At 53.7% G+C, this 13717-nt stretch carries 10 protein-coding genes; 1 reads left to right on the forward strand and 9 read right to left on the reverse strand.

Going from position 1 to position 13717, the window contains the following annotated elements:
* Positions 1-73: 73 nt before the first annotated feature.
* The 7 genes from dnaK to ACTNC3_RS05910 form a co-directional block, all read right to left on the reverse strand.
* Positions 74-1945, reverse strand: coding sequence for a molecular chaperone DnaK (gene dnaK / locus ACTNC3_RS05880; protein WP_441226785.1), 1872 nt, complete (start codon positions 1943-1945; stop codon positions 74-76).
* Positions 1946-2073: 128 nt separating this feature from the next.
* A complete protein-coding gene (gene grpE / locus ACTNC3_RS05885) occupies positions 2074-2721 on the reverse strand; it encodes a nucleotide exchange factor GrpE (protein ID WP_441226786.1) in 648 nt (215 codons plus the stop codon).
* Positions 2722-2774: 53 nt separating this feature from the next.
* Positions 2775-3812, reverse strand: a complete 1038-nt coding sequence (gene hrcA / locus ACTNC3_RS05890; RefSeq protein WP_441226787.1) for a heat-inducible transcriptional repressor HrcA — start codon at positions 3810-3812, stop codon at positions 2775-2777.
* 204 nt (positions 3813-4016) lie between these two features.
* Positions 4017-4595, reverse strand: coding sequence for a 3D domain-containing protein (locus ACTNC3_RS05895; protein WP_441226788.1), 579 nt, complete (start codon positions 4593-4595; stop codon positions 4017-4019).
* Positions 4596-5038: 443 nt separating this feature from the next.
* Positions 5039-5857, reverse strand: a complete 819-nt coding sequence (locus tag ACTNC3_RS05900; RefSeq protein WP_441226789.1) for a 3D domain-containing protein — start codon at positions 5855-5857, stop codon at positions 5039-5041.
* A gap of 148 nt (positions 5858-6005) precedes the next feature.
* Positions 6006-7022: a DNA polymerase III subunit delta gene (gene holA / locus ACTNC3_RS05905; RefSeq protein ID WP_410042924.1), complete on the reverse strand. Its 1017-nt coding sequence runs from the start codon at positions 7020-7022 to the stop codon at positions 6006-6008.
* A 157-nt stretch (positions 7023-7179) separates the two neighbouring features.
* Positions 7180-8721 (reverse strand): sodium/proline symporter, encoded by a 1542-nt coding sequence (locus ACTNC3_RS05910; protein WP_410042923.1) that lies wholly within the window; start codon positions 8719-8721, stop codon positions 7180-7182.
* 250 nt (positions 8722-8971) lie between these two features.
* Here ACTNC3_RS05910 and hemW point away from each other — a divergent pair, with 250 nt between their 5' ends.
* Positions 8972-10162, forward strand: coding sequence for a radical SAM family heme chaperone HemW (hemW, locus tag ACTNC3_RS05915; RefSeq protein WP_441226790.1), 1191 nt, complete (start codon positions 8972-8974; stop codon positions 10160-10162).
* Between the two features lie 266 nt (positions 10163-10428).
* Here hemW and ACTNC3_RS05920 read toward each other — a convergent pair whose 3' ends face one another.
* On the reverse strand, positions 10429-11454 hold the full coding sequence (locus ACTNC3_RS05920) for a branched-chain amino acid aminotransferase (RefSeq protein ID WP_441226791.1): 1026 nt from the start codon (positions 11452-11454) through the stop codon (positions 10429-10431).
* Positions 11455-11817: 363 nt separating this feature from the next.
* A complete protein-coding gene (gene lepA, locus ACTNC3_RS05925) occupies positions 11818-13641 on the reverse strand; it encodes a translation elongation factor 4 (protein ID WP_441226792.1) in 1824 nt (607 codons plus the stop codon).
* Positions 13642-13717: the final 76 nt, after the last annotated feature.

The following is a 13717-nucleotide window of genomic DNA, read 5'->3' on the forward strand; positions in this document are numbered from 1 at the left end:
GATTTTCTTTCTCACAAGACGAACGTATGCCTCCGGCGCATGCGCCGGAGGCTTTCCGTATGTCTTTCAGGAATTAAACTTCCTTGAAATCGCCATCCACTACGTTGTCATCCGGGTTGCTGTTTGCTGCACCCTGATCTGCTGCGCCCTGAGGGCCAGCCTGACCTGCTGCACCGGCAGCCTGTGACTGCTCATACACCTTTGAGAACAGGGACTGCGAAGACTTCATCAGGGTCTCCTGTGCAGCCTTGATCTTCTCTGCGCCGTCCTTCGTGATGGACTCGAGCGGATTTGCTGCGAGGACATCCTCGAGTGCCTTCAGATCCGCCTCAACCTGAGACTTATCGGAAGCAGAAACCTTATCACCAACCTCTTCCAGTGCCTTCTTGGTCTGGAAGACGATGGAATCTGCACCATTTCTGGTCTCGATGGCTTCCTTCTTCTCCTTGTCGGCTGCCTCATACTGAGCAGCTTCCTTTACGGCCTTATCGATATCATCCTGGCTCATATTCGAACCGGAGGTGATGGTGATGTGCTGCTCCTTACCGGTACCCTGATCCTTCGCGGATACATTTACGATACCGTTCGCATCGATATCGAAGCATACCTCGATCTTCGGAACGCCACGACGTGCCGGGAGAATACCATCCAGACGGAACTGGCCGAGGGTCTTGTTATCTCTTGCGAACTCACGCTCACCCTGTACGACATGAATGTCTACAGCGGTCTGGTTATCCTCTGCGGTAGAGAATACCTGAGAAGCATGGGTAGGAATGGTTGTATTTCTCTTGATGAGCGGTGTTGCCACACCACCGAGGGTCTCGATGGAAAGTGTCAGCGGTGTTACATCGAGAAGAAGAACATCACCGGCACCGGCATCACCGGCGAGCTTACCACCCTGGATCGCCGCACCGATAGCTACGCACTCATCCGGGTTCAGGGTCTTGCTCGGCTCCTTACCGGTCAGCTGCTTTACCTTCTCCTGTGCAACCGGCATACGCGTCGAACCACCGACGAGAAGAACCTTTGAAAGCTCTGCGGCCGTCATACCTGCATCACGAAGTGCATTCTGTACCGGAACAGCGGTTCTCTCAGTGAGGTCTGCGGTCAGCTCCTCAAACTTCGCTCTCGTAAGCGTCATATCGAGGTGCTTCGGGCCCTCTGCGGTTGCCGTGATGAACGGAAGGTTGATCTCCGTGGTGGTCGAAGCAGAAAGCTCCTTCTTTGCCTTCTCAGCGGCTTCCTTCAGTCTCTGAACGGCCATCTTATCCTGGCTGAGGTCGACGCCCTCTGCCTTCTTGAACTCCTCGATCATCCAGTTCTGGATACGTGCATCGTAGTCATCACCACCGAGGCGGGTATCACCGTTGGTTGAAAGAACCTCGATGACACCGTCACCGATATCGATGATCGATACATCGAAGGTACCACCACCGAGGTCATATACCATAACCTTCTGCTCGTCGCCCTCATCGAGGCCGTATGCAAGTGCAGCTGCGGTCGGCTCGTTGATGATACGCTTTACATCGAGGCCGGCGATCTTACCGGCATCCTTGGTTGCCTGACGCTGTGCATCATTGAAGTATGCCGGAACCGTGATGACTGCCTCGCTTACCTTCTCACCGAGGTATGCCTCTGCATCTGCCTTCAGCTTCTGGAGGATCATCGCAGAAATCTCCTGCGGGGTATAGTCCTTACCGTCGATGCTTACCTTATAGTCTGAACCCATATGTCTCTTGATGGAAGAGATGGTACGATCTGCGTTGGTGACGGCCTGACGCTTTGCAGGCTCACCGACGAGACGCTCACCATTCTTTGTAAAAGCAACGACAGACGGGGTTGTTCTCATACCCTCTGCGTTTGCGATGACGGTCGGCTTACCACCTTCCATAACAGCTACACAGCTGTTTGTCGTACCTAAGTCAATACCAATAATCTTTCCCATAACAATATCTCCTTTATCTAAAACGAAATTATAAAAACTTGTAATCTATCTACTTGCCATCACCGGATTGCTTCCGCGCTCTGGTGAAGGTGCTTCAAACGCCGGTTTCCCGGCGGAATGAACATACTTTATTTTTTAACCTTGACCATCGAGTGACGAACCACCTGGCCCTTGTAGGTATAGCCCTTCATCAGGTCCTGGGTGATCGTATCCTCTTCGGCATCACTTTCGGTATCGGTCATCACGGCGTTGTGCAGATTCGGATCGAACTTCTCGCCTTCTGCCGGAATGACCTTTACATCGAGGTCCTCAAGCATCTTTTCGAGCTGCTTATAGATACCACGTACGCCCTTCGTAAAGGCGTCGCCCTCATCCTCCGGATCCACGGTACCGAGCGCACGCTCGAAATTATCGACCACTGGAAGCAGCTTCTCGATGACCTCGCGTGCACCGAAGTCGAAGTTCTGTGACTTCTCCTTCTCGGTCCGCTTACGGTAATTATCGAACTCGGCATAGAGGCGGATGTACTTATCCTTCTGCTCTGCCAGCGCGTCCTCATACTTCTTTTTCAGCTTTTCGGTGTCTGCATCCGAAGCTTCAGCTGACGCACTCTGCTCTGCATTCTCTGCCTCTCCGGCATCCTTTGCATCGCTCTCCGTCGTTTCTGTATCCTTCACAGCATCTGCTGCCGGAGCTTCCTGCTCCGCCGTCTTTCCTGCATTTGTCTCCTCGGTGCCCTGCTCCTCGGAAGACTTCTTTAACTCTTCGTCTATCAAGATAACCTCCTATCACATCCTGTCCGGATGTTCCGTTCATTCTCTGTACATCTCTATGAACGAAATGCCTGATCCATCTCTCCCTGAATCTTCGAGAGAACCTCCAGCACTTTTTCGTAATCCATGCGTTTCGGCCCGATCACACCGATCGTTCCTCGAAGCCCGTTACCGAGCTCATAATTTGCGGTGACCACGGAGCAGTCCGCCATGTTTTCCATCGGTGATTCACTGCCGATGTATACCTGAATCTGATTTTTCTTTTCCGGCTCGTTTCCCTGCACCTCATGGACCAGCTCGGCGAGCTCGACCTTCGATTCGAAGGCATTGATGAGGCGGGAAGCATTGTCCGACTCCGTGAGCTCCGGATACTTGAAAATATTCGTAGCACCGGACGTATAGATGCGTGCATCCCCGGATCGGATATCCAGTATGCTGATGATCGCCTGAAGGATCGCACCCACTGCATCCTTATGCTGTGTCCGGGCGAGGATCTGTCCGATCCGCCCCTCGGTGATTTCTTCACCACTCAGGCCATCCAGTGTGTCGTTCAGGAGCATGTTGATACTCAGCATACGGTTAAAGTCCAGCTCATCCTGTCCGCTCAGCATCACCGTTGCGGTTCGAACGATGTTGCCCTGCATCATGATGACGAGAAGCACTCTTCTCGCATCCACGATCGACGTCTGGATGAACTTGATCTTATTCGTATGGATCGACGGCTCGGTGACCACCGCAGCGTAGTTAGTATCCTGTGCCAGGTTCTTTACGAGCTGCTTCAGGGTCGTCTCCAGCTTATCGACCTTCTCGAACATCTCCGTTTTCACATCATCGATTTCATGCTGATGATGCTCCATCAGCTGATCGACATAGAAGCGGTATCCCTTATCACTCGGGATACGACCGGCGGAGGTATGCGGCTGCATGATGTAGCCCATTTCCTCGAGGTCGCTCATCTCGTTACGGATCGTAGCAGAACTAAGGCTGAGTCCGGAATACTTGCTGATCGTACGCGAGCCGACCGGTTCACCGGTCTCCAGATAGTTTTTAATAATCGTTGTAAGGATGACCACCTTACGCTGATCCAGCTCCATCTCTGCCACCTCCTCTTTGCCTGTTAGCACTCGAAATATCGGAGTGCTAACATCTATTTGCTATATTACTCGATTTTGGAATGATGTCAAGGATTAGCCTCGATGAATTTGTGAAAAAATCGTGAAGAAAGGGAGCCGACCGCTATGGCCAGCTCCCCTTCTTCACGATATTCTGTTTTTTAAATTCCGTCGAATCGAGGGCGCTTACGGAAGGACGTATACGTCGGCATACGCAAGTATGTTTCGCGCCTCCGCATGGGTGTTATAAAACACATCGATGTGTGCCCCACGCACTCCACCGCCACAGTCCTCTGCGACGTACTCATGGCCGTTGATCAGAAGATGCGTGCCATATGGAATCACGCGTGGGTCGACTGCAACCGTCCTGCCGGCGGTCGCACGTGCGCCGGTCGCGGTACGTGTACCATAGCCCTCGGAGCATCTGGCGCACGGGCAATAGCCTGTCAGCTTGAAGCGCCCCAGCGGCGTCGCCTGCCGGCCATCGATCGACACCGTCTGTCCCGACAACGGTGTCGCCTGCTGCTTCTGCTTCGCTTCTTCTACTGCCTGTGCAGCATACGTTTCCTGTACGGTGGTGAAGTGTGGGTTGGTGCTGGTATTGAAGAAAAGTACATTGCCCAGGCTCTGAGATGCATAAACGCCGGAGCTTGCGCTCTCATCTGCATACGTACGCATGGACATCGCCATCGTAAGAATCATCAGTACGATGAGCATCGTCATCTTCCCGATCATACCTCTCTGCTTCTGTAGATTTAAACTCAAAATAACCTCCTGTGTATGCGCCGGTGTCTCTAACTTCTCTTTCCGTTTTTTCTCACATGAACCGGCATGAACGAAGAGCTCCGGATCGGAGCGAGCTCAACGCACGAAAGTATACGGACAAATCCAAAAAATTGTCAAGCCCCTCATCTATCAGTCATACGCTTATACGCGTATGACTGCGCATTATTTCATCGGAGAGTCGAGTGTGTGATTATAAAAAGTTTATAAGATCGTAAGAATTAAAAAAGTGAAAAATCACGCATTTGCGTGTGATTTTTCACTTTTTTCAAGTCTTTATTTTACTGTTTTTTCGCTTCCCGCGTCCTCTTCAAGACCGAAATAAACGGATGAAAACACCCCCTGTTTCGTCTTGCTCCGGCAGCTGTATCGGGACGAATCTCAGCGCCTGTTTCGTGCATCCGCGAGGAGATCGATGTCCCGCTTCAGCTCTTCGGAACGGCCACGAAAACCTCTGCGAAACGGTGTCCGAGGGCGGTCACACCGAAGGCTTCTTCGTAGCTGTTGTAGTAGATATCAATCAGATTTCCCTTCACGGCACTGCCGATATCCTCAACCGTATACACCGTATGATGAATGAAAACCTTCGTCCCCATCGGCAGGATGGTCGTATCCGCCGCGATCGTATGATCTGCCTTCGGCCAGGTGCCGGAATTGGTTTTTCCATTTCCGTAGTAGCCGGTGATCTGGAAGATGCCGAGGGAGCTGCCCTTCGTATACTTCGTGGACTCCTCGGTCACGACGGCCCCGATCGGTGTTTCGCCTGTACGCGTACCGACGCTCCCCGCTGCTTCCTCCTGTGCGATCTGTGCCGCCAGGTCCGCTGCCTCCGCCTGCTCTGCCGCCAGTTTCTCCTGCAGTGCTGTGGACGGATCCGTCGCGCTGCCCGCTGCTGCCGTCGTCGCGATCGCGCTTCCTGAAGAAGCATTCGCAACCGGCGCCGGGCTCTCTGCAGATGACGCTGTCCCTGTCGTCACGGTCGTGCTCTCCGCAGCCGGCGTGGTGGTACTTTTTCCCTTGCGTCCGCTTCGCGCGGTCACCAGAACCGGCCTTTCTGCACCATCTGTCGTCGTTGTATCCTGCGGGTTCATCGTGCCTGTGTAATAAGTCGACTGACTCAGCTCACTGATGGAAACGCCATCCACCCATGCCGGACCGACCTGCGCTTCCGCCCATGCAGGTATCGCAAAGCAGGTGGCGAGGCAGAGGGTCAGAAGCGTCCTCCACACATGATTCTTTTTCATCCTTTTCCTCCTGAAAATAAGGGAGTCGGGTGCACTTTTCAGGTAGAAACTGTGTTTTTTCCACAGAAATCTCCCACTTTGTGCACGATTACTATAAGAACCATAATACAGATCTGAAAAACCGTCAACTTACGTTTTTCTGTCGGTCTTACGTGGTGAGCAACAGCTCGACGGCCATCTGGTCCGTCAGATTCCCACTCTTGATGGCTTCATCATATTCATAGAAGCGTCGGATATAGTCCTCGATACCATGGCGTGAGTACTGCCGCGCCTGATCCGTGAGCTTCCGGTAGATCCACGGACTCACACCGACATACGCCGCCGCTTCCTGGGCGCTCATATCCCTGTCCATCGCCTCACGTGCGAGCAGCAGCTGATTGAAGTTCCGGCGCATGAGATGCAAAAGACGCATCGGTGCCTCCTGCAACGTCAGCAGATCCCGGTAGTACTGAAGCGCCTTCTTCGTATGCCCGAGTCCCATCTCAGACACCATGTCAAACACACGATCCTCGACATTCTGCGAGCAGATCGCCTCGACATCACTGTCCTCGATGACGTCCCGCACACCAGTATAGGCGATCAGCTTCTCCATCTCTGAAGCGATGTTATCCATGCTGGTGCCGGTCTTATCGAGGAAAAGCTCCATCGTCGAATTCCGGATCTTCTTCCCCGCCATCGTAAGATACCGCGCCGCCCAGCGACCGAGCTGTGCGCGGTCCTGCTCCCCGAGCTCACAGGCGAAGCCGTTCTTCTGCACGAGCTTATAGAGCTTACTGCGCTTATCGATCTCACCCTCGATGAACATGAGATGTGCCGTATCCGGATAGTGCGCGCTATCCTCGAGATAGTGCAGCAGCTTCTCCGGTGCCGGCTTCTTGAACCATTCACTGCCGCTGATGATCACGAGCCGCCCCGTGTTCTCTCCGAAGGTAAACGGAATCGTATTCAGAAGATCGATCAGCTCCTGCACATCCGGTGCACCATCATAAAACGTATAGGCCATCCCCTCCTCGCCGCCGAAGGCCGCACGGAACTGCTTCTTATAAGAAAGCTTCAGGTACTCCTCCGAACCGTAGAGCAGGTAGCAGGGCCGAAAGCGAAGCGCCTTCAGATCCTCATTCAGTGCCAGATATTCCGTTTTCGACTCTTTCTTCCCGTACGCCATCGTTCCTTTTCTCTCCCTGTATGGAGGCCAATGCCTCCGACGTCACATCATCCTGTCCCGTTTCATTTTCCGAATACAAAACAAGGCCAATGCCTCGCGTGCCACCATTATAGCACGACAGAAGCATTGGCCCAGTCTCAATTTATGGAATGCTGAATCAGTGGTTCCGAATGCGCTTCTGAACCTCATCATAGTCCGCGGTCACCTCCGCATTCGGTGCCGGCGTCGCGAGGCTCACGAGGATGTTCACGAGAATCGCCACAAGGAAGGCCGGAAGCAGCTCATAGATGTTCCAGAGACCACCCAGCGGACGGATGCTGTACTTCCAGAAGAAGACCATGAACCCACCCGCGATCATACCGGCGGTCGCACCATACTTGTTAGAGCGTCTCCAGAAAAGTGCGAGGAGAACGACCGGTCCGAAGGAAGCACCGAAGCCCGCCCATGCGAAGGATACGATCTGGAAAACCGAGCTGTCCGGATTCCATGCGATACCGATGGAAAGGCCGGCGATCATCAGGAGGCAGACACGCGCCACGTACAGAAGCTGCTTCTCATCGAGATGAATGTGCAGTACATCAGTCAGAATATCGTTTGCGATGGAGCTCGACGCTGCAAGCAGCTGTGAATCCGCGGTCGACATGGTCGATGCCAGAATACCGGACAGGACGACACCAGCGATCAGTGCCGGCAGGACGCCATGGGTTGCAAGCAGCTTCGCGATCTCGACGATGATGGTCTCCGACTGGTTGCCGCCGAGGCTCGGGATCGCGCCAGCCGCCGTCATACCGAGGCCGACGATACCGATGAAGATCGCCACGCTCATCGAGATCACCACCCATACGGACGCGATCCGTCTCGAGAGCTTCAGCTTCTTATCATCACCGATCGCCATGAAGCGAAGCAGGATATGCGGCATACCGAAGTAGCCGAGGCCCCATGCCAGCGTCGAAACGATGGTGATGAGACTGTATGGGCTGGAGGTCCCGCTCGTCGGATCATACACCAGCAGCATATCGAGGTAGCCACTGAGTCCAGATGCGTTCTGGAGAACGGCCGCGAAACCACCCGCTCTGTGCACACCGAAGACGAGGACGATCAGAAGTGCGAGCGACATGACGATGCTCTGGATGAAGTCCGTAGTTGACGCTGCGAGGAATCCGCCGAGGGAAGTGTAGCCGACGATGACGAAGGCACTCGCGATCATCGCCACATGATAGTCTGCACCGAAGAGACTGCCGAAGAGCTTACCGCAGGCAGCAAAGCCGGACGCCGTATACGGGATAAAGAAAATAACGATCACCACCGCCGCAATCAGGGTCAGGATCTTCTTCCGGTCATTATAACGGTTTGAGAAGAACTCCGGAATCGTGATGGAGTCATTGACCTCGGTATAGATACGGATACGCTTCGCAACGACGAGCCAGTTGATATAGGTACCGAGTGCGAGACCGATGGCGGTCCAGCCCGGATCCGAGATGCCGCTGAGATACGCGAGGCCCGGAAGGCCCATGAGCAGCCAGGAGGACATATCCGACGCCTCTGCCGACATCGCCGTCACAAAGGGGCCCAGGGAACGACCGCCCAGGAAAAAGTCCCCCGCCGTCGCATTCTTATCGGATACCTTGAATCCGATGAAGAGCATGCCGACCAGGTACAGGACCATGGCTACCATCATTCCGATCTGTGCTACTGTCATCTTTCTTACCTCTCTTTAATACAGGAAGTCCGCCGTTCTTTTTCGAGGCAACGCATGAAAGCGTGCAAAAAGGCCGCGTTCTCCCAACAAAAAATATGTGTATGATCATACCCCTTCAAAGGAAAGATTGCAAGGAGAATAGGACATGCGCGCGCATGTCTTTTTTGTATGGCTGTTATGCGCATGAACGTGAATTGCAGAAATCCGGCGCTTATGTTACATTATTCTTTAGATTTTTCAGGAGAAAACCATGCTGGACAACAAGATTATCGATTCAAACGACCATCAGCAGCTCGAGCTGTACATCCACATCCCATTCTGCGCACGAAAGTGCAATTACTGCGATTTCCTCTCCTTTCCGATGAAAGAAACGGAACACGGACCCTACATCGATCAGCTCTGTGCAGAGATTCGGGAAAGCGCCGCACTGGCGACGAACTACGAGATCTCGACCATCTTCATCGGTGGCGGCACCCCGTCACTGCTGGATCCAAAGTACATCTCACGCATCATGTATTACATCCGCCGCTTCTATACCGTCCGTCCGAGCGCCGAAATCACCATCGAGTGTAACCCGGCCTCGACCATCGCGTATAAATTTGCGGCCTACCGCGACGCCGGCATCAACCGTCTGTCCATCGGTCTCCAGTCCGCCGACAACGACGAGCTCCGCACCCTCGGCCGTCTCCACCTCTTCGAGGACTTCCTGAAGTGCTACCAGAGTGCGCGGATGGAGGGCTTCCGAAACATCAACATCGACCTCATCGACGAGATCCCGGGGCAGACCGAGAAGTCCTGGCGCGAGACGCTCCGCCATGTGCTCATGCTGAAGCCTGAGCATGTCTCGATCTATAACCTCATCGTCGAGGACGGGACGCCGTTTCGGGCAATGCAGGAGGCCGGTACGCTGGCACTTCCTTCAGAGGATACGCAGGCCGCCATCGACGCGCTGACCCGCGAGATGACGGAGCGCTACGGCTACCAGCGCTACGAGGTCTCGAACTATGCAAAGCCGGGCTACGAATGCCGGCATAACTACGGTTACTGGTCCGGTATCCCTTACCTCGGCTTCGGTCTCGGTGCTGCCTCCTGCTTCCAGGGCGAACGCTGGAGCAATCTCCGAAGCTTTCCGCAGTACCTCGCACTCGACATGGCTTCAGAACTTCGGCAGGGCTGCCCGACACTGCACGCGGAGCATGAAACACAGAGCGTGCAGGATCAGATGGAGGAGTTTATGTTTCTCGGGCTTCGCCGCACCGCTGGTATCTCCGAGGTCGAGTTCAAGACCCGCTTCCAGGTCGATATTCATTCCGTCTTCGGCGAGCAGCTGCAACGCTACACCGACGAAGGCCTTCTGATCCACGAAGGCTACCGCTACCGTTTTTCCGAGCGCGGTATGGACGTCTCGAATTTCATCTTAAGTGATTTCCTGCTGGACTAAAAAACCGGAGGGCGGTCTCCGAAAATCTGGTCGCCTGCGGCGGAAAAAACTAGAATCGGACCTTTAAGAGGCAGTAAGCCCTCTGCAATCGACGGAGTTCCCTTGATGGGAACTCCGCGTTGCAGAGGGTGCTTAGGAAAAATGTCTAACTGCCTCTAAAAGGTCCGATTCTGTTTTTTCACGTCCTCAGCTTAAAGGTTTCCGGAGACAGTCCTCCGGTTTCCTTTTTACTGACTTCCAGTTAATTATTTCAGTGGTGTCCGCGATCAGCAGATGTGACGGATCCAGCCCTCCGGAGCTTCGATCTTGCCGCTCTGGATACCGGTGATGGTTGCGTAGAGCTCGCCGATGACTTCGCCGGCCTTCTCCATACCGGATGGAAGGTCGATGACCTCCTCGTGGTTTACGATCTTACCAACCGGAGAAATAACCGCTGCAGTACCGCAGAGACCGCACTCCTTGAAGCCCTTGATCTCCTCGAACTTCACTGGACGCTCATCGACCGTCAGGTGGAGATAATGCTCTGCGATGTACACGATCGAACGTCTGGTGATGGACGGAAGGATCGACGGTGACTTCGGAACAACCAGCTTGCCATCTGCATCGACGAAGATTGCATTGGACCCACCGGTCTCCTCAACATAGGTTCTGGTCGCTGCATCGAGGTAGAGGTTCTCCGCAAAGCCTGCCTTATGCGCAAGCACAGAAGAGTGTAAGCTCATCGCATAGTTGAGGCCAGCCTTTACCGCACCGGTTCCATGAGGTGCTGCACGGTCGAAATCCGAAACCTGGATAGCGATCGGCGTTGCGCCACCCTTGTAGTATGGTCCTACCGGAGTTGCAAATACTCTGAACTGATACTCATCCGCCGGCTTTACACCGATGACAACACCGGTTGCGAACTCATATGGACGAAGGTAAAGGGATGCACCGGAGCCATATGGCGGTACCCAGTCGAGGTTTCCCTTTACGACCTGATCGATGGCATCGAGGAAACGATCCTTCGGGAACGGCGGCATCTCGATACGCTGTGCCGACGTATACATTCTGTCCGCATTGAGGTCTGGACGGAAGCATACGACCGAGCCATCCTCCCAGGTATATGCCTTCATACCCTCGAATACCTGCTGGCAGTACTGAAGCATGCCGGCTGACTCATTTAAGGTCACGTTCGGATCCGAGATCAGGGCACCCTCATCCCAGTTTCCATCCTTCCAGTTTGATACATATCTCTTATCGGTTACACGATAGCTGAAACCGATATTTCCCCAGTCAAGGTCTTTCTTCGCCATTGTCTGTATCTCCTTTCGCTATGACATCTCGTCATGATTAGAGTTAGTATAGTCCTCGAAAAAAATGAATGCAAATCAAAAAGCACACAAAATACTCATGTCTGTTATAACACAGGCTGCGGCCCCGGAGGGCCGACAGCAGAAACCATACAAAGAGGTCGTGAAGAGTCAAAATCCCATCCATTAGAAGTACTTAGAGCATTTTTCCTTAGCCCCCTCTGCAACGCTGAGTTTTCATAAAGAAAACTCAGTGATTGCAGAGGGCTTAGTACTTCTTATGGATGGGATTTTAGAGCCTTCCGAGCTCGGCGTACTGTGTTTCTGCTGCTGGCCCTCCGGGGCCACGGCCTGCGCCATCACATTTTATTCTGAATCGAGCTTCAGTACCGACATAAACGCACTCTGCGGGATCTCGACATTACCGAACTGACGCATCCGGCGCTTACCTTCCTTCTGCTTCTCGAGCAGCTTCTTCTTACGGGAGATATCACCGCCATAGCACTTCGCGAGGACATCCTTTCGCATCGCGCGGATGTTCTCACGAGCGACGATCTGTCCACCGATCGACGCCTGCAGCGGAATTTCAAAAAGCTGACGCGGAATCTCATTCTTCAGCTTCTCGCACATCTTCTTTCCACGCTCATACGCCGAGTCCTTATGAACGATGAAGCTCAGTGCATCGATGACCTGACGGTTGACCATGATATCAAGCTTCACCATCTTCGAGGTCTGGTAGCCCTTGAGCTCATAATCATAGGATGCATAGCCCTTTGAACGGGACTTGATCGCATCGAAGAAATCATAGATGATCTCATTGAGCGGCATCTCATACTTGAGAATCGCACGGTTCGCCTCGATGTACTCGGTACTCTTATACACGCCACGACGATCCTGGCAGAGCTGCATGATGGCACCCATGAATTCCGGGGTCACCATGATCTCCACATCGACCACTGGCTCTTCGATATGATCGATCTCAGACGGATCCGGAAGGTTCGCCGGGTTCGAAAGCTCCATCATCGTGCCGTCGGTCTTATACACATGGTAGACAACCGAAGGTGCCGTCGTCACCAGGTCGAGATCATACTCTCTCTCCAGACGCTCCTGTACGACATCGAGGTGCAGAAGGCCCAGGAAGCCGCAGCGGAAACCGAAGCCGAGCGCCTGCGAGGTCTCCGGCTCATACTGAAGTGCCGCATCGTTCAGCTGCAGCTTTTCCAGGGCATCCCGGAGATCCGGATACTTCATCGTATCAGCCGGATAGATACCACAGTATACCATCGACTGCACCTGCTTATAGCCCGGCAGCGGTTCTGCCGCCGGATTCCGATCATCGGTCACCGTATCACCGACACGGGTATCACGGATATCCTTGATCGACGCTGTGATGTAACCGACCATACCGGCACTCAGCTCCGGACACGGGATGAAGCGGCCCGGTCCGAAATACCCGACCTCGGTTACATCGAAGGCGGCACCGCTCGCCATCAGACGGATGCGGGTACCTACCTTCACCGTGCCCTCCTTGATTCGACAGAAAATGATAACACCACGGTAGTTATCATAGAGGGAGTCGAAGATCAGCGCCTGCAGCGGCTTTTCCTTCGAGCCGGTCGGTGCCGGCAGCTTCTTCACGATGGCCTCCAGGACCTCCTCCACATTTTCACCGGTCTTCGCCGAGATACGCGGCGCATCATGTGCCTCGATGCCGATGATATCCTCTATTTCCTCCGCCACACGATCCGGATCGGCCGACGGAAGATCGATCTTATTGATCACCGGAAGGATCTCGAGATCATGATCCAGCGCCAGATAGGTGTTTGCCAGCGTCTGCGCCTGGATGCCCTGCGTCGCATCGACGATCAGAATCGCACCATCACAGGCTGCCAGTGAACGGGATACCTCATAGTTGAAGTCGACGTGGCCCGGGGTATCGATGAGATTAAAGATATACTCCTCACCATCCTGTGCCTTATAGACGATACGCGTCGTCTGTGACTTGATCGTGATGCCACGCTCACGCTCGATATCCATGTTGTCGAGCACCTGTGACTGCATCTCACGCGCCGTCAGCGTACCCGTCTTCTCGATGATCCGGTCGGCCAGCGTCGATTTACCATGATCGATATGCGCGATGATGCAAAAGTTTCTGATTTTACTCTGATCGATGTTTGTGATGTCTGCCATGTTCCTACCTATATAAATATAATTTCCGGGACAGTTCCCGGATTCTTGTATTTTCCGTGGAAATATACTAACATAC

Origin of the sequence: Oribacterium sp. HCP3S3_B9 (assembly GCF_052064255.1) — a bacterium.
Lineage (GTDB): Bacteria > Bacillota > Clostridia > Lachnospirales > Lachnospiraceae > Oribacterium.

Excerpts from the sequence above, each read along its gene's own strand:
- lepA (WP_441226792.1), bottom strand. The coding sequence starts at position 13,641 with ATGGCAGACATCACAAACATCGATCAGAGTAAAATCAGAAACTTTTGC.
- holA (WP_410042924.1), bottom strand. The coding sequence starts at position 7,022 with ATGGCGTACGGGAAGAAAGAGTCGAAAACGGAATATCTGGCACTGAAT.
- dnaK (WP_441226785.1), bottom strand. The coding sequence starts at position 1,945 with ATGGGAAAGATTATTGGTATTGACTTAGGTACGACAAACAGCTGTGTA.
- ACTNC3_RS05900 (WP_441226789.1), bottom strand. The coding sequence starts at position 5,857 with ATGAAAAAGAATCATGTGTGGAGGACGCTTCTGACCCTCTGCCTCGCC.
- ACTNC3_RS05920 (WP_441226791.1), bottom strand. The coding sequence starts at position 11,454 with ATGGCGAAGAAAGACCTTGACTGGGGAAATATCGGTTTCAGCTATCGT.
- ACTNC3_RS05910 (WP_410042923.1), bottom strand. The coding sequence starts at position 8,721 with ATGACAGTAGCACAGATCGGAATGATGGTAGCCATGGTCCTGTACCTG.
- hemW (WP_441226790.1), top strand. The coding sequence starts at position 8,972 with ATGCTGGACAACAAGATTATCGATTCAAACGACCATCAGCAGCTCGAG.
- hrcA (WP_441226787.1), bottom strand. The coding sequence starts at position 3,812 with ATGGAGCTGGATCAGCGTAAGGTGGTCATCCTTACAACGATTATTAAA.